The 20,344-nt window shown below is 61.3% G+C and carries 28 protein-coding genes; 11 read left to right on the top strand and 17 right to left on the bottom strand.

All coding sequences use genetic code 11. The features are described 5' to 3' along the window. Positions 1 to 2: 2 nt before the first annotated feature. The 5 genes from WFM45_RS10795 to flgA all read right to left on the bottom strand — a co-directional run bounded on the left by WFM45_RS10795 (position 3) and on the right by flgA (position 2,471). A complete protein-coding gene (locus tag WFM45_RS10795; RefSeq protein ID WP_033632742.1) occupies positions 3 to 305 on the bottom strand; it encodes a helix-turn-helix domain-containing protein in 303 nt (100 codons plus the stop codon). After that, positions 302 to 673, bottom strand: coding sequence for a type II toxin-antitoxin system RelE/ParE family toxin (locus WFM45_RS10790; RefSeq protein WP_048324006.1), 372 nt, complete (start codon positions 671 to 673; stop codon positions 302 to 304). Before WFM45_RS10790 ends, WFM45_RS10795 begins: the two co-directional genes overlap by 4 nt. 229 nt (positions 674 to 902) lie before the next feature. Next, a complete protein-coding gene (locus tag WFM45_RS10785) occupies positions 903 to 1,337 on the bottom strand; it encodes a flagella synthesis protein FlgN (RefSeq protein WP_004934835.1) in 435 nt (144 codons plus the stop codon). A 39-nt stretch (positions 1,338 to 1,376) separates the two neighbouring features. Continuing rightward, complete coding sequence (gene flgM / locus WFM45_RS10780) at positions 1,377 to 1,688, bottom strand: flagellar biosynthesis anti-sigma factor FlgM (RefSeq protein ID WP_004934832.1); 312 nt, start codon at positions 1,686 to 1,688, stop codon at positions 1,377 to 1,379. A gap of 129 nt (positions 1,689 to 1,817) precedes the next feature. Continuing rightward, positions 1,818 to 2,471 carry a flagellar basal body P-ring formation chaperone FlgA gene (flgA, locus tag WFM45_RS10775; protein ID WP_033633637.1) on the bottom strand — a complete coding sequence of 218 codons (654 nt, stop codon included), beginning with the start codon at positions 2,469 to 2,471 and terminating at the stop codon, positions 1,818 to 1,820. Between the two features lie 160 nt (positions 2,472 to 2,631). Between flgA and flgB the strand changes: the two genes are divergently transcribed. The 11 genes from flgB (at position 2,632) to flgL (ending at position 12,708) form a co-directional block, all read left to right on the top strand. After that, positions 2,632 to 3,045, top strand: coding sequence for a flagellar basal body rod protein FlgB (gene flgB, locus WFM45_RS10770; protein WP_033632744.1), 414 nt, complete (start codon positions 2,632 to 2,634; stop codon positions 3,043 to 3,045). A 5-nt stretch (positions 3,046 to 3,050) separates the two neighbouring features. Beyond that, a complete protein-coding gene (gene flgC / locus WFM45_RS10765) occupies positions 3,051 to 3,455 on the top strand; it encodes a flagellar basal body rod protein FlgC (RefSeq protein ID WP_004934826.1) in 405 nt (134 codons plus the stop codon). Between the two features lie 13 nt (positions 3,456 to 3,468). Further along, positions 3,469 to 4,146, top strand: coding sequence for a flagellar hook assembly protein FlgD (gene flgD, locus WFM45_RS10760; protein WP_033632745.1), 678 nt, complete (start codon positions 3,469 to 3,471; stop codon positions 4,144 to 4,146). Positions 4,147 to 4,200: 54 nt separating this feature from the next. Beyond that, a complete protein-coding gene (flgE, locus tag WFM45_RS10755; RefSeq protein ID WP_033632746.1) occupies positions 4,201 to 5,424 on the top strand; it encodes a flagellar hook protein FlgE in 1,224 nt (407 codons plus the stop codon). 12 nt (positions 5,425 to 5,436) lie between these two features. After that, the gene (locus tag WFM45_RS10750; RefSeq protein WP_033632747.1) at positions 5,437 to 6,192 is read left to right on the top strand and encodes a flagellar basal body rod protein FlgF; all 756 of its coding nucleotides are present in this window, start codon (positions 5,437 to 5,439) and stop codon (positions 6,190 to 6,192) included. A gap of 18 nt (positions 6,193 to 6,210) precedes the next feature. Then, a complete protein-coding gene (gene flgG / locus WFM45_RS10745) occupies positions 6,211 to 6,993 on the top strand; it encodes a flagellar basal-body rod protein FlgG (RefSeq protein WP_004934819.1) in 783 nt (260 codons plus the stop codon). Between the two features lie 83 nt (positions 6,994 to 7,076). Then, positions 7,077 to 7,778, top strand: coding sequence for a flagellar basal body L-ring protein FlgH (gene flgH / locus WFM45_RS10740; RefSeq protein WP_004934817.1), 702 nt, complete (start codon positions 7,077 to 7,079; stop codon positions 7,776 to 7,778). A gap of 10 nt (positions 7,779 to 7,788) precedes the next feature. Continuing rightward, on the top strand, positions 7,789 to 8,889 hold the full coding sequence (locus tag WFM45_RS10735; protein ID WP_336955496.1) for a flagellar basal body P-ring protein FlgI: 1,101 nt from the start codon (positions 7,789 to 7,791) through the stop codon (positions 8,887 to 8,889). Next, positions 8,889 to 9,833 carry a flagellar assembly peptidoglycan hydrolase FlgJ gene (gene flgJ / locus WFM45_RS10730; protein ID WP_004934815.1) on the top strand — a complete coding sequence of 315 codons (945 nt, stop codon included), beginning with the start codon at positions 8,889 to 8,891 and terminating at the stop codon, positions 9,831 to 9,833. Before WFM45_RS10735 ends, flgJ begins: the two co-directional genes overlap by 1 nt. Positions 9,834 to 10,039: 206 nt before the next feature. Beyond that, positions 10,040 to 11,689 (top strand): flagellar hook-associated protein FlgK, encoded by a 1,650-nt coding sequence (gene flgK, locus WFM45_RS10725; RefSeq protein ID WP_015378251.1) that lies wholly within the window; start codon positions 10,040 to 10,042, stop codon positions 11,687 to 11,689. Positions 11,690 to 11,748: 59 nt separating this feature from the next. Continuing rightward, the gene (gene flgL, locus WFM45_RS10720; protein WP_015378250.1) at positions 11,749 to 12,708 is read left to right on the top strand and encodes a flagellar hook-associated protein FlgL; all 960 of its coding nucleotides are present in this window, start codon (positions 11,749 to 11,751) and stop codon (positions 12,706 to 12,708) included. A 187-nt stretch (positions 12,709 to 12,895) separates the two neighbouring features. On the opposite strand, the gene WFM45_RS10715 is transcribed toward flgL, so the two are convergent. The 12 genes from WFM45_RS10715 to fliJ form a co-directional block, all read right to left on the bottom strand. Next, the gene (locus WFM45_RS10715) at positions 12,896 to 13,222 is read right to left on the bottom strand and encodes a hypothetical protein (protein ID WP_336955492.1); all 327 of its coding nucleotides are present in this window, start codon (positions 13,220 to 13,222) and stop codon (positions 12,896 to 12,898) included. Between the two features lie 14 nt (positions 13,223 to 13,236). Then, entirely contained in the window at positions 13,237 to 13,503 is a 267-nt protein-coding gene (locus WFM45_RS10710; RefSeq protein ID WP_049240616.1) for a hypothetical protein, read from the bottom strand. 356 nt (positions 13,504 to 13,859) lie between these two features. Next, positions 13,860 to 13,994, bottom strand: a complete 135-nt coding sequence (gene sra, locus WFM45_RS10705; RefSeq protein WP_013813483.1) for a stationary-phase-induced ribosome-associated protein — start codon at positions 13,992 to 13,994, stop codon at positions 13,860 to 13,862. A gap of 349 nt (positions 13,995 to 14,343) precedes the next feature. Then, positions 14,344 to 15,126: a flagellar biosynthetic protein FliR gene (gene fliR / locus WFM45_RS10700; RefSeq protein WP_015378247.1), complete on the bottom strand. Its 783-nt coding sequence runs from the start codon at positions 15,124 to 15,126 to the stop codon at positions 14,344 to 14,346. A 2-nt stretch (positions 15,127 to 15,128) separates the two neighbouring features. Then, on the bottom strand, positions 15,129 to 15,398 hold the full coding sequence (gene fliQ, locus WFM45_RS10695; RefSeq protein WP_004934803.1) for a flagellar biosynthesis protein FliQ: 270 nt from the start codon (positions 15,396 to 15,398) through the stop codon (positions 15,129 to 15,131). 21 nt (positions 15,399 to 15,419) lie between these two features. Next, complete coding sequence (fliP, locus tag WFM45_RS10690; RefSeq protein WP_004934802.1) at positions 15,420 to 16,181, bottom strand: flagellar type III secretion system pore protein FliP; 762 nt, start codon at positions 16,179 to 16,181, stop codon at positions 15,420 to 15,422. Then, a complete protein-coding gene (gene fliO / locus WFM45_RS10685) occupies positions 16,178 to 16,582 on the bottom strand; it encodes a flagellar biosynthetic protein FliO (RefSeq protein WP_166730102.1) in 405 nt (134 codons plus the stop codon). Before fliO ends, fliP begins: the two co-directional genes overlap by 4 nt. Continuing rightward, positions 16,582 to 16,998 (bottom strand): flagellar motor switch protein FliN, encoded by a 417-nt coding sequence (gene fliN, locus WFM45_RS10680; protein WP_004934799.1) that lies wholly within the window; start codon positions 16,996 to 16,998, stop codon positions 16,582 to 16,584. Before fliN ends, fliO begins: the two co-directional genes overlap by 1 nt. Continuing rightward, entirely contained in the window at positions 16,991 to 17,995 is a 1,005-nt protein-coding gene (fliM, locus tag WFM45_RS10675) for a flagellar motor switch protein FliM (protein ID WP_336955486.1), read from the bottom strand. Before fliM ends, fliN begins: the two co-directional genes overlap by 8 nt. A gap of 5 nt (positions 17,996 to 18,000) precedes the next feature. Continuing rightward, entirely contained in the window at positions 18,001 to 18,486 is a 486-nt protein-coding gene (gene fliL, locus WFM45_RS10670) for a flagellar basal body-associated protein FliL (RefSeq protein ID WP_015378245.1), read from the bottom strand. A gap of 165 nt (positions 18,487 to 18,651) precedes the next feature. Next, positions 18,652 to 19,881 (bottom strand): flagellar hook-length control protein FliK, encoded by a 1,230-nt coding sequence (locus tag WFM45_RS10665; protein WP_336955484.1) that lies wholly within the window; start codon positions 19,879 to 19,881, stop codon positions 18,652 to 18,654. Next, entirely contained in the window at positions 19,878 to 20,324 is a 447-nt protein-coding gene (gene fliJ / locus WFM45_RS10660) for a flagellar export protein FliJ (RefSeq protein ID WP_033632758.1), read from the bottom strand. Before fliJ ends, WFM45_RS10665 begins: the two co-directional genes overlap by 4 nt. Positions 20,325 to 20,344 lie beyond the last annotated feature (20 nt).

Genomic DNA, 20,344 nt, shown 5'->3' with positions numbered 1-20,344 from the left:
CATCAGGCCAGAATTTGCAGGCCGTTGCGTTCCACCAGCGTCAGCAGTTTCATCGCGGCGGAGTTCGGTTGCGCTTCGCCGCGCTCCCATTTCTGCACCGCCTTTTTGCTGACGTTGAGATACAGCGCAAACACCGGCTGACTGACGTTTTCCCGTTCGCGCAACGCGCGGATCTCGGCCGGCCCGAACTGCTTCACCGGCCGCAGGCACAGCATGTCGAAAGTGCGCATGGTCACGTCGTCGACGAAACCGGCGCGGTGCAGGCCCTGAACTTCCTGGTGGATCGATTTCAGCATCTTGCTCATAGTTGTAACCTTATTAATTCCCCGCAGTTGACCAGCTGATACAGTCTGAATGGTGAATAATCCAGATACAGCGCCGCCAAATGCCGCCAGGAAATTAACTCCTCCTGATTGATGTTGTCTCTTTCGTTTTTGGCAAAGCCATACATGAAAAAAATCCTGCCTTCATCTGCCGTTGCGATTAATACCCGATACCCGCGCCGTTTCCCACTCCCCATCCGGGCGAGGCGTTTTTTGTAAACGCAACCACCGAGATTGGCGTCATACAGCTGATTTTGCATCTCTCGCGCCGCTTTCACTATCGTGGCATCACTGATGCGTTCATCGCCGGCAAATGTCTGGAAGGCTTTTGTGAGATAAATGTCGGTCATTCACTCTCCGCGTGAAAATATACCCTTAATGGGTACAGATCAAGATGTTTAACGACCGAGCTAAGATGACGAAACAGGCAGTGATAGGGAACAGGTAAATATCCGTTCTGCGCAGCCTCGCGCATAACGTTAAGGGAATTCAGGAGGTGATAGGGAGAAAATGCGACGGGATGCGCAGAAGCCGGTGAACGCATGCCCGGTGATAGGCTCACCGGGCAAATGAGTCAGGTCAAACGCCGATTTTTCTGCCGAGCAGGCTGCCGGCGTGCGACTGGCCGTCCGGGCCATACAGCGATTTGTTGTTTTTGCTGAGGATGGCCAGCGCCTGAGCGTTATGGTCGATCTGCTGATTGAGCAACAGGCCGTTGTGCTGGTTCTTTTCGCGCAGCGTTTGGCTCAGCAATTGAACGCGCTGCCAACGATCGGCCAGGGGCGCTTGGCTGGCATAGGGGGCGCGTTGTCCGCAGGTTTTTTCCTGCCCCAGGCGCTGTTGTTCGAGATAAGCGACCGTCGCCAGCAGTTGGCTTTTTGCATCGGTGACGCGCTGCAAGGCCACGCCCGGCAACTGGCCGGAGCACAGCAAGTCGTGCTCTTCCTCCAGCACGCCATTGAGCGCCTGCAGCGTTTCCAACAGTTTATCCAGCAGTTGTGCCAGCTTTTCCATAGTAATGACTTATCCTTTACCGCTACTCGCCGCGCGCTGTCAGTCGCGTCCGGCGATCCATTGAACATCGCTCTGCGCGTCTTGCAGCAGCGCATCGGCGATTTTGCCGGCGTCCATCTTCAGTTCACCGTTGCGGATCGCCTGTTTGATGGCCTCGACCCGACCCATATCGATATCCTGGGTGCCAGGCTGCATCAGGCGCGCCTGCGCCTCGCTCAGTTTGACCTGCGTGCCGCTGACGGCGGTTTCGGCCACGGCGGCCTTGCGCGGTTGGAGCGGGTTGTCGGCCGGGGTTTCACGCGGTTGCACAGTGGAAACCGGCTGTAACCGCTGGGTGCGATCGATACTCATGGTCCATCTCCGTTTACGCCGTGACCGCTCGCGGGCGACGACGCTGCAATGAAAGTGTTGCGGCCCTGGTGGCCAATAAAATGCTGCTTGATTTGTCTTATCGGCAAGGTTGGCGGAACCTTTACTTTTTTATAACGTAATGCGGATCGCGCCGTCGTCCCCGACCACGCCGCTGACGATCTGCCCGGAGGCCATGCGTACCCGCACGCTGTCTTCGGCGGCGGCGTTGTTCATCGCTTTACCCGCACCGCTGATGCTGAATCCTTCGCCCTGGGCGTTGACCTGCACCGGTTGCCCAGCCTTGATAATCCAGGCGCGGCGCAGCATGGCGAGGGTCAGCGGCTGACCGGGGCTGATGTTGCGCAGGCTGACGGCGCCTAGCGCTTTACCCGCTTCGGTCAGCGCGCGCGGCGGCAGGGTATCGAGCCGGCCTTCTTTCAACGCCAGATCCGCCGCCGTCAACCGGCTGCCGGCGCTGATGCCGCGCGCCGAAACGAGATAGCGGCCGAACACCTGCACCTGCGTCTGGATAAAACGCCTCTCCTGGCCACAGCGCGCCGAAATGCTGACGTTGCCGCCGATCCGCGCGTTGGGCGACAGCGACAGCTGCGGCAGTTCGCAAGCGGGCCATTGGTTCGGCGGCGTGCGCACCCGCACTTTTACCTGTACCGGTTCGCCACTGAACTTGCCTTGGATGAAGCTTTCGATTTGCGTCGCCAGATCGTCGGCGCGCGCGTTCAGACTGCATAGCAGGCCGATAAGCAGCAGCATTTTACCTTTCATCGTCATCTTCTCAAGCTTCATCGGGATACGCGTAAGTGTACCCGCAGCGCGCGCAGGCTAAGCAGATAAATAGCGCCCCATTTTGCGTTTATTCCCGCGATAGGGTGGCGCAGGGGGCGTTTATGCTGTCGACTCCAAATTCTAACCTCGCGGAGGGAGCATGCTCGACAAACTGGACGCGGCTCTGCGCTTTGGCCAAGAGGCGCTGAACTTGCGCGCCCAGCGGCAGGAAATTCTGGCCGCCAACATCGCCAACGCAGACACGCCGGGTTATCAGGCGCGGGATATCGATTTCGCCAGCCAATTGAACAAAGTGCTGGAACAGGGGCGCGTCAGCGGCAACGGCATGGCGCTCAACCTGACGGCGGCGCGCCACATCCCGGCGCAGACCCTGCAGCCGCCGCAGCTCGATCTGTTGTACCGGGTGCCGGACCAGCCGTCGATGGACGGTAACACGGTGGACATGGATCGCGAACGCACCAATTTTGCCGATAACAGCCTGAAATATCAGACCGACCTGACGCTGCTCAACGGTCAGATCAAAGGGATGATGTCCGTGCTGCAACAAGGATAAGGCGCATGTCTTTACTGAATATTTTTGATATCTCCGGCTCGGCGTTATCGGCGCAATCCCAGCGCATGAACGTCAGCGCCAGCAACATGGCCAACGCCGACAGCGTGACCGGCCCGGACGGCGAACCTTACCGCGCCAAGCAGGTGGTGTTCCAGGTCGCGGCGGCGCCGGGGCAACCGACCGGCGGCGTGCGCGTCGCCCAGGTGGTGGACGATCCGGCACCCGAGCGCCTGGTGTATCAGCCGGGCAACCCGCTGGCGGACGCCAAGGGGTATGTGCGCATGCCGAACGTCGACGTGGTGGGGGAAATGGTCAACACCATCTCTGCTTCCCGCAGCTACCAGGCCAACGTCGAGGTGCTCAACACCACCAAGTCGATGATGATGAAGACCCTGACGCTGGGTCAATAACCGGAGATATTCCATGTCAGTCTCCCCGACGACCAAGCCGTCGCTGGACGATACCGTCCTCGGCGCCAATGGCAAAAATACCAACAGCCAGGATCTGCACAACAGCTTCCTGACGCTGCTGGTCGCGCAGTTGAAAAACCAGGATCCGACCAATCCGATGCAGAACAACGAGCTGACGTCGCAGCTGGCGCAGATCAACACCGTTCAGGGTATCGAAAAGCTTAACACCACGCTGGGGTCGATCTCCGGCCAGATCAACAGCAACCAGTCGCTGCAGGCCACCGCGCTGATCGGTCACGGCGTGATGGTGCCGGGCAACAACATTCTGGTCGGCAGCAAGGACGGCAAGGTCAGCACCACGCCGTTCGGCGTGGAACTGGAGCGCGCCGCCGATCAGGTGACCGCCACCATCACCAACGCCAGCGGGCAGGTGGTGCGCACCATTGAAATTGGCGGCCTGACCGCCGGCGTGCACGCCTTCACCTGGGACGGCTCGCTGGATGACGGCTCCACCGCGCCCGACGGCGCCTACAAAGTGGCGATTAACGCCAAAGGCAACGGCGAGCAGCTGGTGGCGCGCAGCCTGCACTTCGGGCTGGTGAACGGCGTGATCCGCGACGGCAACGGCGCCAAGCTGGATCTCGGCCTGGCGGGCAACGCCACCCTGGAAGACGTGCGACAGATCTTATAACCCTAAGCATCAGGCTCAATCGGACGATAGCCTGACCACTATTCGGAGAATAACATGGCCTTTTCTCAGGCAGTCAGCGGCTTGAACGCGGCAGCAACCAACCTGGACGTGATCGGTAACAACATCGCCAACTCCGCGACCGCGGGCTTCAAATCCGGCAGCGTCTCCTTTGCCGACATGTTCGCCGGTTCGCAGGTCGGGCTGGGCGTCAAAGTGTCCGGCATCACCCAAAACTTCAAGGGCGGCACCACCACCGGCACCAGCCGCGCGCTGGATGTGGCCATCAACGGCAACGGTTTTTTCCGCATGCAGGATAAAGACGGCGGCATCTTCTATACCCGCAACGGCCAGTTCAAGCTGGACGAGAACCGCAACCTGACCAACATGCAGGGCCTGCAGCTGACCGGCTACCCGGCGGCCGGCTCTCCGCCGACCATCCAGCAGGGCGCCAACCCGGTGCCGCTGAGCATTCCTGAAGGCATGATGAACGCCAAGGCGTCCACCTCCGGCGAGATGGTGGCCAACCTGAAGTCCACCCATAAAGTGCCGGAGAACAAGACCTTCGATCCGACCAAACAGGACAGCTACAACTACGTCAACACCATCACCGCCTACGACTCGCTGGGCAACGCGCACAACATCAACGCCTACTTCGTGAAGACAGCGGACAACAAGTGGCAGGTCTATACCCAGGACGGCAGCGCGGCGCCGGTTGATGCCGGCACCATGGAGTTCAGCACCAGCGGCAATCTGGTGAAAACCACCAGCACCAACGGCGCGCCAGGCGAGTTCAGCATGGTGATCCCGATGGCCGCCAAAGACGGCGCGCCGGCGCAAAACTTCACCCTGAGCTTCGCCGGCAGCATGCAGCAGAACGTAGGCAGCGACTCGGTGAGCAAGGTGGCGCAGGACGGCTATGCCGCCGGTGAATACACCAACTTCCAAATTAACAACGACGGCACCGTCGTTGGGATCTACTCCAACCAGCAGACTCAGGTGCTGGGCCAGATCGTCATGGCCAACTTCTCCAACCCGGAAGGGCTGGCGTCGCAGGGCGATAACGTTTGGCAGGAAACCGGCGCGTCCGGCCAGCCACGCGTTGGTCTGTCGGGCGGCGGCGGCTTCGGCAAGCTGACCAGCGGCGCGCTGGAGTCATCCAACGTCGATCTGAGCCAGGAGCTGGTGAACATGATCGTCGCACAGCGTAACTACCAGTCCAACGCCCAGACCATCAAGACGCAGGACTCCATCCTGCAGACGCTGGTTAGCCTGCGCTGATAGGGCCGAGTTATGGATCACGCGATTTATACCGCGATGGGCGCGGCGCGCCAAACGCTGGAACAGCAATCCATTACCGCCAACAACCTGGCCAATGCGTCGACGCCGGGCTTTCGCGCCCAGCTTGCCGCGTTGCGCGCGGTGCCGGTCGACGGTCCGAGCCTGGCGACACGCACCTTGGTGACTGCCTCGACGCCGGGCGCCGACATGAGCCAGGGCGCGCTGAACTACACGGCGCGCCCGCTGGACGTGGCGCTGCAGCAGGATGGTTTTTTGGCGGTGAGCCTGCCGGGCGGCGGTGAGGCTTACACCCGCAACGGCAACATTCAGATTTCCTCCACCGGGCAGTTGACGGTGCAGGGGATGCCGCTGATGGGCGACGGCGGGCCGATCGAGGTGCCGCCGTCGGCGGAGATCACCATCGCGGCCGACGGCACCATTTCGGCGCTTAACGCCGGCGATCCGCCGAACACCATCGCGCAGATTGGCCGCCTGAAGCTGGTGAAGGCCGATGCGCGCGAAGTGATGCGCGGTGACGACGGGCTGTTCCGCCTGACGCCGGAAACTCAACAGCAGCGCGGCAATCAGTTGCAAAACGATCCGCAGGTGCGGGTGATGCCGGGCGTGCTGGAGGGCAGCAACGTCAAGCCGATGGAGACCATGGTCGACATGATCGCCAACGCCCGCCGTTTTGAAATGCAAATGAAGGTCATCCACAGCGTGGATGAAAACGAACAGCGTGCCAACTCACTGCTCTCAGTGAGCTAAGCAGCAAGGAAATAACCGATGATTCCATCCTTATGGATTGCTAAAACCGGTCTGGACGCGCAGCAGACCAACATGGACGTGATCGCCAACAACCTGGCGAACGTCAGCACCAACGGCTTCAAGCGCCAGCGTGCGGTATTTGAAGATCTGCTGTACCAGACCATGCGTCAGCCGGGCGCGCAGTCTTCCGAGCAGACTACGCTGCCTTCCGGTCTGCAGATCGGCACCGGCGTGCGTCCGGTGGCGACCGAGCGCCTGCACAGCCAGGGCAACCTGTCGCAGACCAACAACAGCAAAGACGTCGCCATCAAGGGGCAGGGTTTCTTCCAGGTGATGCTGCCGGACGGCACCCAGGCCTACACCCGCGACGGGTCGTTCCAGATCGATCAGAACGGCCAGCTGGTCACCTCCAGCGGTTTCCAGGTGCAGCCGGCGATCACCATTCCGGCGAACGCGCTGTCCATCACCGTCGGCCGCGACGGCATCGTCAGCGTCACCCAGCAGGGGCAGACCGCCGCTCAGCAGGTGGGCCAACTGACGCTGACGACCTTTGTCAACGACAGCGGTCTGGAGAGCGTGGGCGAGAATCTGTATCAGGAAACCGAAAGCTCGGGCGCGCCGAACGAGAGCACGCCGGGGCTGAACGGCGCCGGTCTGCTGTATCAGGGCTACGTGGAGACCTCCAACGTTAACGTGGCGGAAGAGCTGGTCAACATGATCCAGACTCAGCGCGCTTACGAGATCAACAGCAAAGCGGTATCGACCTCCGATCAGATGCTGCAAAAGCTGACGCAACTGTAATCTGTCCTTGACGGGCCCGGCATGCCGCGCCCGTCATTCTCTTTCGTGAAACAAAGGCGATACCCGTGGTAACCACATATTCGATGGCAATCCTGCCGCGGCAGGGACAACGCTGGCTGGCGGGAATGGTGATGCTGACGCTGAGCGGCTGCGCTTATATTCCGCACAAACCGCTGGTGGACGGCGCGACCACGGCGCAGCCCGCGCCGGCCAGCGCGCCGATGCCGAACGGCTCAATCTTCCAGACGGTGCAGCCGATGAACTACGGCTATCAGCCGCTGTTCGAAGACCGCCGGCCGCGCAACGTCGGCGACACCCTGACCATCGTGCTGCAGGAAAACGTCAGCGCCAGCAAAAGCTCCTCCGCCAACGCCAGCCGCAACGGCGCCAGCAAGTTCGGCGTCGCCACCTCGCCGCGTTACCTCGACGGCCTGTTGGGCAATGCGCGCGCCGATATGGACATTTCCGGCGACAGCACCTTCGGCGGCAAGGGCGGCGCCAACGCCAACAACACCTTCAACGGCACCATTACGGTGACGGTCAACCAGGTACTGGCCAACGGCAACCTGCACGTGGTGGGGGAAAAGCAGATCGCCATCAACCAGGGCACCGAATTTATCCGCTTCTCCGGCGTCGTCAACCCGCGCACCATCAGCGGCAACAACTCGGTGACCTCGACGCAGGTGGCGGACGCGCGTATCGAATACGTCGGCAATGGCTATATCAACGAAGCGCAGACCATGGGCTGGCTGCAGCGCTTCTTCTTAAATGTTTCACCGTTCTAAGGATTGACTGATGCTGAAAAAATGGTTTATCGCGCTGTGCGTCGGGCTGGTGTGCTTGCCGGCGGCGGCGGAGCGCATCCGCGATCTGGTGACGGTGCAGGGCGTGCGAGACAACGCCCTGATCGGCTACGGCCTGGTGGTGGGGTTGGACGGCTCCGGCGACCAGACCATGCAGACGCCGTTTACCACTCAAAGCCTGAGCAACATGCTGTCGCAGCTGGGCATCACCGTGCCGCCGGGCACCAACATGCAGCTGAAAAACGTGGCGGCGGTGATGGTGACCGCCAAACTGCCGCCGTTCTCGCGCGCCGGGCAGAATATCGACGTGGTGGTTTCTTCGATGGGCAACGCCAAGAGCCTGCGTGGCGGCACCCTGCTGATGACGCCGCTCAAAGGCGTGGATAACCAGGTTTATGCGCTGGCGCAGGGCAACGTGCTGGTGGGCGGCGCGGGCGCGGCGGCCGGCGGCAGCAGCGTGCAGGTCAACCAGTTGGCGGGCGGGCGCATCAGCAACGGCGCCACCATCGAACGCGAGCTGCCGACCACCTTCGGCAGCGGCGGGGTGCTTAACCTGCAGCTGAACGACGAGGATTTCACGCTGGCGCAGCAGATCAGCGACGCCATCAACCGCCAACGCGGCGGCGGCACCGCGACGCCGCTCGACGCCCGCACCATTCAGGTGCTGGTGCCGCAGGGCAACAGCTCTCAGGTGCGCTTCCTGGCGGAGATTCAAAACATCACCGTCAACGTCGGCGCGATGGACGCCAAGGTGATCATCAACTCGCGCACCGGGTCGGTGGTGATGAACCGCGATGTGATCCTCGATTCCTGCGCCGTCGCCCAGGGCAACCTGTCGGTGGTGGTCGATCGGCAGAACACCGTCAGCCAACCGACGACGCCGTTCGGCGGCGGCCAGACGGTGGTGACGCCTAACACCCAGATCTCGGTGCAACAGCAGGGCGGATCGCTGCAGAAGGTGAATGCCAGCGCCAACCTGAACAATGTGATCCGCGCGCTGAACGAGCTGGGTGCCACGCCGATCGATCTGATGTCGATCCTGCAGGCGATGCAGAGCGCCGGCTGCCTGCGCGCCAAGCTGGAAATCATCTGATGGCCGGCGATCTGATGGCGATGTCGGGCGCGGCCTATGACGCCCAGGCGCTGAACGGCCTGAAGCGCGACGCGGCGGCCGACCCGCAGGGCAACCTCAAGCAGGTGGCCCAGCAGGTGGAAGGCATGTTCGTGCAGATGATGCTGAAAAGCATGCGTTCCGCCTTGCCGCAGGACGGGGTGTTGAGCAGCGATCAAACGCGGCTCTATACCTCGATGTACGATCAGCAAATCGCCCAGCAGATGTCGCAAAAAGGGCTGGGGCTGGCCGACATGATGGTCAAGCAGATGAGCAACGCCAACGCGGTGCCGAGTGAAACCGCGGGCCTGTCGCCGATGGCGCTGGACAACGAGGTGCTGCAAACGCTGCCGAACCAGGCGCTGGAGCAGATGGTGCGCCGCGCGATGCCGAAAGCGCCGCCGGCCGCCGCGCCGCTGTCGCTCAACAACGGCAACTTCGTCGCCCGCCTGTCGATACCGGCGAAGGTCGCCAGCCAGCAGAGCGGCATTCCGCATCAGCTGATCGTCGCGCAGGCGGCGCTGGAGTCCGGCTGGGGGCAGCGCGAGATCCCGACCTCAGACGGCACGCCGAGCTACAACCTGTTCGGCATCAAGGCCGGCGGCAGCTGGAACGGGCCGGTGACGGAGATCACCACCACCGAGTTCGAACAGGGCGCGGCGAAGAAGGTGAAGGCGAAGTTCCGCGTTTACGGCTCGTACGTCGAAGCGATCGCCGATTACGTCAAACTGCTGACCAACAACCCGCGCTACGCCGACGTGGCCGCCGCGCGCAGCCCGGAACAGGCGGCGCATGCGCTGCAGCGCGCCGGCTATGCCACCGATCCCCAGTACGCCAGCAAGTTGGTCAGCGTGATTCAGCAGATGAAGAGCGCGGGGGAGCAGGCGGTGAAAGCTTACACCCACGATCTGAAAGACTTGTTCTAAATCCCCGTCATTCTTGACGCCGCAGCGGCGCCAATTATTTAGGGGATAGGCGGCAATGGAGGCTGGCTGGATGCTGACCGCATTGCCGCTTTTTTTCCTCAAGTTCTTCTCATTTTTGCCGATAACCGAAACAGGCTGAGCGAACAGGCTCAGCAGCTCAATTAAGAACCCTGTGGGCCGCCGGCGCCGCAGCATAAGGAATTCCGATGTCCAATAGCTTAATCAATACCGCGATGAGCGGGCTGAATGCGGCTCAGGTGGCGCTCAGTACCGTCAGCAACAACATCTCCAACTACAACGTGGCGGGCTACAACCGCCAGACCGCGATCCTGGCGCAGAACGGCGGCATGGCCACCATGAGCGGCTTTATCGGCAACGGCGTGACCGTCACCAGCGTCAACCGCGAGTACAACCAGTTCATCACCAACCAGCTGCGCGGCGCACAAAGCGCGTTCGGGGCGCAAAATGCCTATTACGAGAAGATTTCACAGATCGACAACCTGTTGGCGAGCAAGACCAACCCGCTGTCGACCAACATGCAGGACTTCTTCACCAACCTGCAGAACCTGGTGAGCAACGCCGGTGACGACGCCGCGCGCCAGACGGTGCTGGGCAAGGCCAACGGCCTGGTGAACCAGTTCAACAACACTGATAAATTCCTGCGCGACATGGATAACGGCGTTAATCAACAGATCAGCGATACGGCGCAGCAGATCAACAGCTACGGCCAACAGATCGCCAAACTGAACGACGAGATCACCCGTTTGCGCGGCAGCGCCGCCGGCGAGCCGAATGCGTTGCTGGATCAGCGCGATCAGCTGGTCACCGAATTGAATCAGCTGGTGGGCGTACAGGTCACGCAACAGGACGGCGACGCCTATACCGTCTCCTTCGCCAACGGCTTGACCTTGGTGCAGGGCAGCAACACCTATCAGGTGGAAGCCGTGCCTTCCAGCAGCGATCCTTCCCGTCTGACCATCGGCTATAACCGCGGCAACGGCGCCAGCGAAGTGCCGGAAGGCCAGATCACCAGCGGCACGCTGAGCGGTGTGCTGAAATTCCGCAGCGAAACGCTGGACGGCGTGCGCAATCAGCTGGGCCAGTTGGCGCTGGCGATGGCGGACAGCTTTAACCAGCAGCATCGCGCCGGCTTCGATCTGAACGGCGATGCGGGCGGCGACTTCTTCAGCTTCAGCGGCGGCCGGGTGGTGGATAACACCCGCAACACCGGCGACGCGTCGCTGTCGGTCTCTTACACCGATACCGGCAAGGTGAAGGCCAACGATTATCGCGTCGAGTTCGACGGCAGCAGCTGGCAGGTGAGCCGCCTGCCGGACAACGTGAAAGTCAACGCGACGCCGGGCACCAGCGCCGACGGCAAGCCGACGCTGAACTTCGACGGGTTGGAAGTGAGCATCGACGGCAATGCGCAGGCCAAAGACAGCTTCACCGTGAAGCCGGTCAGCGACGTGGCGGGCAATCTGAAAGTGGCCATCACCGATTCGTCCAAGATCGCCGCCGCCGGTAAAGACGACAGCGGCCGCGGCGATAACGAAAACGCCAAGAAGCTGCTGGATCTGCAAACCAAAAACCTGGTGGACGGCAAGGCGACCCTGAGCGGCGCTTACGCCGGCATCGTCAGCGGCGTCGGCAACCAGACCGCTGCCGCCAAGGCTATCGCCACCTCGCAGGCCAAGATCGTCACGCAGCTGGGCGCGCAACAGCAGTCGATGTCCGGCGTCAACCTTGACGAAGAGTATGGCGAGCTGCTGCGTTTCCAGCAGTACTACATGGCCAACGCGCAGGTGATTCAGACCGCCAGCTCGCTGTTCGACGCGCTGCTGAATATTCGTTGATTTCATTGTTAATCGGCGCCGATAACGGCGCCGGTCGCTCAGAGTAAGGAACCCACAGCATGCGCATGAGCACCAGCATGATGTACCAACAGAACATGAACGGCATCACGGGCAACCAGTCGCTGTTCATGAAGGCGGCCGAGCAGCTTTCCTCGGGCAAGCGGGTGATCAACCCGTCCGACGATCCGCTGGCGGCGTCGCGCGCGGTGATGTTGTCGCAATCGCAGGCGGAAAACAGCCAGTACACGCTGGCGCGCACCTTCGCTCGTCAGAACGTGTCGATGGAAGAAACGGTCTTGGCCGGCGCGACCTCCACCATCGCGGACATGAAGGCGCTGATCGTCAATGCCGGCGGTACGGAAAGCGATAACGATCGCCAGTCGCTGGCCACTCAGCTGCAGGGGCTGAAAGATCAGCTGCTGAACCAGGCCAACAGCACCGACGGCAACGGCCGCTATATGTTCGGCGGGTATGTGAACGACAAGGCGCCGTTCGTCGACAACGGCGGCACCGTCAGCTATCAGGGCGGCGACAAGACGGTTCAGCAGAAAGTGGACGCCAACCGCACCATGACCATCGGCCATACCGGCAACGCGGTGTTCATGTCGTTGACCAGCAACCCGAAGCCCGAGCCGGACGGCAGCGCGCCGGTCAGCAACGTATTCGAGAGCATCGATATCGCGCTGAACGCGCTGAAAATCCCGCTGCAGGGCGCCGACGAGGCCACCAAGCAACAGGTGAACGATGCGCTGGCGAAAGCCAACCGCGGCCTGGACAACTCCTACAACAACGTGCTGAGCGTGCGCGCCGAGCTGGGCAGCCAGCTGCAGGAGATGGATCAACTGGACAGCATCGGCAAAGAGCGCGATATGACCAACCAGATCCAGATGAGCGCGTTGACGGATGCCGACCTGGCCGAGTCTATCTCGTCTTATTTCATGCAGCAGGCGGCGCTGCAGGCGTCGTATAAAACCTTCAGCGATATGCAGGGCATGTCGTTGTTCCAGATGAATCGTTAAGAGCAATATCCCGTTGCCTGACCGCGACGGGTTTCCCTTTAGTGCGCTTAGAAAACGCCTTCTCCGCCCCGCGGGGAGGGAGGCTTCTTGAAACCGGGCGCACTCGTTTGGCGCGTCGCTCGTTCTCCCACTACTGACTGAGTGACGCGCCTTTTTTTGTCTGCATGTTCCCCATTCACCTTAAGCCTTAGCGGAAAGGCACGCCGCGATCGTTGCCGGACCCCTTAGTGCATTGACTGCCTATGTTGACGAAGGCTGAGGCCGCCGCAGTGCCAATTGCACTGCCGTTACGGCTGGCCAGGGCGCCGGCCATGGCAATGGCGCCGGTCACCACTGCGCCGGTACAAGGATCCTGAAATAGCCCATAGCCTTTCGCCGCCCAATTAGGCTGGAAGCCGTTCGCCTGCGCGCCGTAGGAGCTTGGGCCATAGTCGCGATCCCGGTCGCCGCCGTTATTGCCGTCGCCGGCGCCGCCCATCCGTTGCATTTCTTCTCTGGTCAGTTCTCTCAGCATAGGTCGATCTCCTGTTAACGCGACTTGGCGTTATTTTTAGGGACGTTGTTTTCGATTTGAGGCTTGCGGCTCTCATTGAACAGCCACCGTATTGGCGTATAGAGGCACTCGGCCAACTTCAATGAGCCAAATAAAGTAAACGGGATGATGACGAAACTATCGACGCCAGGCGGAAGAACAAATAATCCCCAGGAAAAACCCAGCGTATTTAAAATAGTGCTCATGATCAAAAGGGCGATGCTGCTGATGAATAAATCACTCAGCTGGAATTTTATCTTCATGTTTACACCGATTATATTTGGGTGAGGATTACAGCGTGCTGTCTGTAAGGTTGCTTCCAATATAACGCTGGGGGGGTAAGGTGGGAAATCGATTTTTCTTGTCAGTGAATAAATAAGAGATGTGAGTAAAGCAAATTATTAATGCATTACCTTTAAATTTAGCGTGGCAGCGAGGGCGACGTGCTGCATTATTTCATTCCTGACAATGAAATGTACAGGATGTCGACATGGCTTGCCGACGGGTGATCAATGCCGGTTACGGCAGGAGCCGGGTTGCCGTTCCGGCGCCGCGTCGAATGACGTTGCAGAAGCCGGATAGGGGCGCAACCCGGAATTTTGCTACAGGTCTTGCGTGATTATTTCTTTTTCTTCACCACTTTCCATTTTCCGCCATCGCTGGTCTCGGTGAAGGAAACTCTAAACTTGTTGCTTTTCCAGTGGGTCAAACCGAATAACCGGCGTGCTTTGCGGTTGCTTTTCGCTTTAATCATGATGTCGCTCCTATGGTTAGCAAAGATCGATGCTGCTCCCTGCAGCCGGCGGGCGCCGGACGCATTTATTTAAGATGCAAGGAACCTGCCGCGCATTTAACTCTGCGTGGCTGCGTTATTTTATTTTTCTCTAATCAATGGTTGTATATTATCGCTGCGGAGACTCACGCGCTGTGGCGATATTTTTGTTACCGGGTCTATTCTAGGTCGGGGTTTTATTTATTCAAGCCGCCGGAGACATTTGAACCTTAATCCGGATAAAAGCCGTTTCTCAGGCTTTTGTCCCAAGAAAGCGTTTTTATTGCCATTTTGTCTCAGGCGGAAGAGGGGGAAGGGGCCGCACAGGGGCTCAGAAGGTCATGCCGCCGATCACCGCCGCCAATCGATCGAACACTTCGCCGAACAGGTGTTCGCAGAACGGCGCCAGCATCGGCATCATCATGCCCAGCGTCATGATGCCGAAGGTCATGGTGACCGGGAAGCCGATCACGAACACCGACAGCTGCGGCGTCATGCGGTTGAGCAGGCCGAGCGCCATGTTCAGCGTCAACAGCAGGCAGATCAGCGGCAGCGCCAGCATCATGCCGTTGATGAAGATCAGCGAGCCGACCTGGGTTAACACCAGGAAACCGTTGCCGTTCAGCGGCTGCGCTTGGACAGGCAGGGTATGGAAGCTGTCAGCCAGCAGCGAAATCAGCCACAGATGGCCGTCGAAGCTGAGGAACAGCAACATCGCCAGCAGGTTAAGCAGGCGCGCCAGCACCGGCATGTTCGGGCCGCCGCTGGGATCGAAGAAGGTGGCGAACGACAGGCCCATCTGCATGCCGATCACTTCGCCCGCCAGGCGCACCGCCGCGAAGGCGAACTGCATGGTCAACCCCAGCGCCACGCCGATCAGTATCTGCTGAATCGCCAGCCACAGGCCGGCGGCGGAGAAGATGGGAATATTGCTGGCGGGCAGCGTCGGCGCGATCAGGATGACGATCAGCCCGCCAAGGCCGATTTTGACCTTTTTGCTGATTTGCTTTTCGCTGAATATCGGCGCGGTGCTGATCAGCGCCAGAATGCGCAGCAGCGGCCAAAAATAGTGGCTGAGCCAGACGGTGAGTTGGGCGCTGTCGAAAGTGAGCACGGTCAGCCGATCAGGGTAGGCAGGTTGCTGAACAGGGTGCGCATGTAGTCCAGCAACAGGTTCAGCATCCAGGGGCCGGCGATGATGATGGTGGCCACTACCGCCAGAATTTTGGGGATGAACGACAGCGTCATTTCGTTGATCTGGGTGGCGGCCTGCAGCAGGCTGACCACCAGGCCGCTGATGAGCGCCGCCAGCAGCAGCGGGGCGGCCAGCGCCAGCGCCACTTTCATCGCCTCGGTGCCGAGCGCCATAACCGATTCAGGTGTCATCTCGCTTTCTCCGGTCAGGGGTTACGAATAGAAGCTCTGCGCCAGCGAGCCGAGCAGCAGCTGCCAGCCATCGACCAGCACGAACAGCATCAGCTTGAACGGCAGCGAGATGGTGGCCGGCGGCACCATCATCATCCCCAGCGCCATCAGCACGCTGGCAACCACCAGGTCGATGATCAGGAACGGAATGAACACCGTAAAGCCGATCTGGAAGGCGGTTTTCAGTTCGCTGGTGACGTAGGCGGGCAGCAGGATGCGCATCGGCACCGCTTCCGGGCCGGCCAGCGGCGGCTGATTGGCCAGTCTGGCGTACAGCGCGAGATCGGTTTCGCGCGTTTGGCGCAGCATGAACTCGCGCAGCGGCTGCGCGCCTTTATCCAGCGCGACCTCCAGTCCGATCTTGTCCTGGCTGAACGGCAGGTAGGCGTCCTGATAGACCTTGTCGAACACCGGCGACATGATGAAGAAGGTCAGGAACAGCGCCAGCCCCAGCATCACCTGGTTCGGCGGCGCCGACGGCGTGCCCAGCGCATTGCGCAGCAGCCCGAGCACGATGATGATGCGGGTGAAGCTGGTCATCATCAGCAGCATGGCCGGCAGGAAGGTCAGCGAGGTCAACAGCACCAGCGTCTGCACCGGCAGCGACCAGCTTTGGCCGCCGTTGGCCAGCGGCTGGCTGATCAGCCCCGGCAGTTGTGCAAAAGCCGCCGGGCTGATCAGCAGCAGGGCGGCAGGGAGCCAAACCGCCGGACGGCGGACGAGGGTATGAAGAGTCGAGGTCATGCCGATTTTTCCGGGCGTTTCAGAACTTTTTGCATCAGTTGGCGGAAGTCCGCCGGTGTCGCCGCGTCGGCCTCGCCTGCGTCTTTCGGCGGGGCGGGCAGGGTGTGCAGCGGGGTGATCTGCTGGGCGGTGACGCCCAATACCAGCAAGGTGTCGTCGATTTCCACCACCACCACGCGCTCACGCTGCCCGACCTGGCAACTGGCGCGCAGGTTAAGCAGTTTGTTGTTGCGCGCCTGCGGGGCAAAACCCAGCCGACGGAACAGCCAACCGGCCAGCAGGATCAGCAGCAGAATGCCGCCGAGCGCGCTGCTGACCTGCATCAACACCGAACCGGCCGGCAGGGCCGGCGCGGCGGGGTGTTGGGTGCTTTGCACGGTAACGGGCGCCGCGGCGGTCATCAGCGGCTCAGTCGACGCATGCGTTCGGATGGGGTGATGATGTCGGTGATGCGCACGCCGAACTTGTCGGCCACCACCACCACTTCACCTTGTGCGATCAGGTAACCGTTGATCAGGATATCCAGCGGTTCGCCGGCCAGGCCGTCCAGCGCCACCACCGAGCCTTGCGACAGGCGCAGCAGCTCTTTGATGGTCATCTTGGTGCGCCCCAGTTCCACGGTCAGCTTGACCGGAATATCCAGGATCAGGTCGATATCCTGCAGGCTGCCGAGCGCATCCTGAGCTTCCAGCGACTTGAACACCCCTTCGGTGCTCGCGCCGGATTTCTCTGAAGACTGCTGCTCGTTAAACGCATCAGCCCACAGATCGTCCACGGATTCCTTTCCTTCGCCAGACGGTTGCTTAGGATCACTCATTGGGCTGTTCCTCACTCAGAGCATTCAAAATAGGGTTAATCAAATGTTCAACACGCAGGGCGTATTGCCCGTTCAACGTGCCGTATTGGCTGGTCAGAACCGGTACGCCGTCCACATGGGCGATCAGGCGTTCCGGCTTGTCTATCGGTAATACATCGCCCGGTTGCAGCTTCAGGACTTTCGACAGCCGCATCGGGATATCGACGAAGTTGGCGATCAGCTCCAGTTCGGAATGCTGCACCTGCTTCACCAGGATTTCGCGCCAGTGGGTGTCTTCCTGCCGCGAATTTTCCAGCGGCGGGTTGGTCAACAGCTCGCGCAGCGGCTCAATCATCGCGAACGGAATGCAGATGTTGAACTCGCCGGTCAGCGCGCCGATCTCCACCTGGAACGGCGTGGTGACCACGATGTCGTTCGGCGAGGTGGTGATGTTGGTGAACTTCACCTGCATTTCGGCGCGCACGTACTCTACGTCGATCTTGTAGATGGCGCTCCAGGCGTCGCCGTAGGCGTCCAGCGCCAGGCGCAGCATGCGCTTGATCACCCGTTGTTCGGTCGGGGTGAACTCGCGGCCTTCGACCTTGGTCGGGAAGCGGCCGTCGCCGCCGAACAGGTTATCGACGGCGATGAACACCAGGCTCGGCGCGAACACGAACAGGGCGGTGCCGCGCAGCGGATTCAGATGCACCAGGTTCAGGTTGGTCGGCACCGGCAGGTTGCGGGCGAACTCGTGATACGGCTGGATTTTGATCGGGCCGACGGTAATGTCCGGGCTGCGGCGCAGCAGGTTGAACAATCCCATCCGGAACTGCCGGGCAAAACGTTCGTTGATAATTTCCAGCGCGTGCAGGCGCTCGCGCACCACGCGGCGCTGGGTGTTCGGATCGTAAGGCTTGACCTCGCTCTCTTTGCCGACCACCGCCTCGGGTTCATCACCCGCGCTATCGCCGTTGAGCAAGGCGTCGATCTCTGCCTGTGAAAGAATGCTATCGCCCATAGTGATTACCGCAGTATGAAGGCGGTGAACAGCACGTCGCTGACCACCTGCTTCGGTTGTCCCTTAACCAGCGGCGGGCTGAGCACGTCCTTAATCTGCGCCACCAACTGTTGCTTCCCTTGTTCATTGGCCAGCTGGCTCGCTTCCTGACGGGAGAGCAGCATCAGCAGACGGCTGCGCACTTCCGGCAGAAAATCGTTCAGCTGGCGGCGGGTACTTTCGTCCGGCAGACGCAGCGTGAGGCCGATGTACAGCACGCGATCCGGGTTGTTGTCCGGCGTCACCAGGTTGACGGTAAAGGTGTCGAGCGGCATGAACACCGGCGCCGCCGGCGGTTGTTCTTTGACGGCGGCCGGTTCGGCGCCGTTTTTATGCTGTTGCAGCAGCCACCAGCTGTAACCCGCGGCGCCACAGGCGACGACGCTGATCAACACCAGCAGGATGACCAGAAGGGGGCGTTTCGGTGCTGCCGGAAGGGAGTTCTGAGACATAGCCAAATCTAATTCCTGTTGTTCCACCCGCGGCCTGTGAGGCGGCGGGCATAGCGCGCGGCAAAGCCGCACGCATGACATGTAAAGGTATTATCGCGTCTATCGCGGCGTGCAATAGCCTGAATAGACGCGCAAATGGGTGCCAGCTTGGGCGTTTGCGGCGGCTCAGGCGAAAATATCGACGCCGTTGACCGCGCTGGCCATGCGCTGCAACGCCACTGGCGCGCTGACGCCGTCGGCGACCGCCGCCTCGCCGCCAGAGTGTTCAGCATAGCTGGAACGCCCCTGGCCGTTGGAGGCCTGCTGCTGCGCCTGTTGCCATTGCGGGGTGGACTCGCCGCCCACGCTGCTCTGCCCCAGGTTGATACCGCTCTCCGCCAGCGCGTGCCGCAGCTGCGGCATCGCCGCTTCCACCGCCGCACGCACCTGGCCGTGCGCAGAGGCGATGTGCAGCTGCGCCTGCTGGTCGTCCAGTTTCAGTGTGATCTGCAAGGCGCCCAGCTCCTGCGGGTGCAGGCGCAGTTCGGCGCTCTGCTGGCCGTTGCGGTGGAACATCAACACCTGTTGGTTCAACGCCTGCTGCCATTCCGGGCTGCCCAACTGCGCGTTGAGCTGCGGCGTAGGCGGTGCACTTACCAGCGCGCTGGCCGGGGCGGCCGTTTGCGTCGGGCTGGCGGCGGCCAGGGCGACAGCGTGATTGAGCGTCGGTTGCTGCTGTGCATCGCTCGCCGGCAGCGGCTGTGCGGTGCTTGCGCGTTCGCCGCCGGTCGGCTGCGGGAGCGCTGCGGCTGCGTTGTCGCCATCGGTAGCCGGCGTTTTCGCGCCCGTCACCGCCGGAGCGGGGGCCGCCGACGAGCGCGCGGCGGGGTTATCACCGGCCGCCGCGATGTTCAGCAGGCCGTTGCCGGGCTGCAGCGCAGTGGCCTCGTCAGCGTTTTCCATCGGCAGCGACTGTTGACCTTCGGCCGATTGCGCCTGAGCGACGATAGCGGCCGGCAGCATGGCGTACAGCGCCTGCAGCGTCGCGGCATCCAGCTCTTTGGCGGCGACGATCGGCGGCTGCGCCGGTTTATCGCCGGCGGCGGGCGCATCGCCTTCAACGGCTTCAGAAGAAGGCGCGTCGGCTGAGGCTGACAGGTTCGGCAACAGGTCGCCGCGCTCGCCGAAGGTGGCCAGCAGCTGATTGAGCTGGTTGCGGCTCAGGGCCGGGGCGCGCTCCTCGTCCGCGCTCAGCGTGGCCGGCTGAGGTTTGCCATCGGCGGCGGGCGCGAAACGCGCGCCGAGCAGCTGGGCAAAAGCGGACGACAGCTGGCTTTCGTCCAGCGCCGAGGTCAGTTCGGTCAGACCGCCGGCGTCGCCGGGTAAGGCCAGGCCGGGCAGGGCGTTCAGATTCATGGGTTGATATTCCTTTGTGCGCTGCGTTGAGCGAATTCATCCATCAATTTTTGATCCCGTTTGTTCTCCTGCTGCTGCTCCGCGTTCATTGCGCGGGTATGCAGGGTGTCGAAAGCGTTCAGCCGCTGTTGTTTGTCTTGCCATTGCTTCACCGCGTGATCCACTTTCTGCCCCCACTGCAGCAGCTGCTGGCGGTGTTGGTCGATGGCCTGCTCCAGCGTGCCGATAAACTGCTGGTAGTTTTGCCAGCGTGAGCTGTCCATGCCGTCGCAGAGCGTATGATTCAGCTTCTGGCGGTATTCGTCCTGATAGTTGAGCAGCATCGACAGCTGTTGCTCCGCCGCCTGCTGCGCCTGCCGGACCTGGCCCAGCTGTTGCGCGGCTTGCTCCACCGCATCCTGCGCCAGATCGCGCAGGGTAATCAGGGGGGATTGTGATTTCATCGCTGTGCGCCTCTGGTGAC

This window comes from Serratia sp. KG1D, from assembly GCF_037150675.1.
GTDB classification, from domain to species: Bacteria; Pseudomonadota; Gammaproteobacteria; order Enterobacterales; family Enterobacteriaceae; genus Serratia; species Serratia nematodiphila.
Note: the sequence above shows the minus strand (reverse complement) of the source record. Positions and strands in the feature narration are given on the sequence as shown.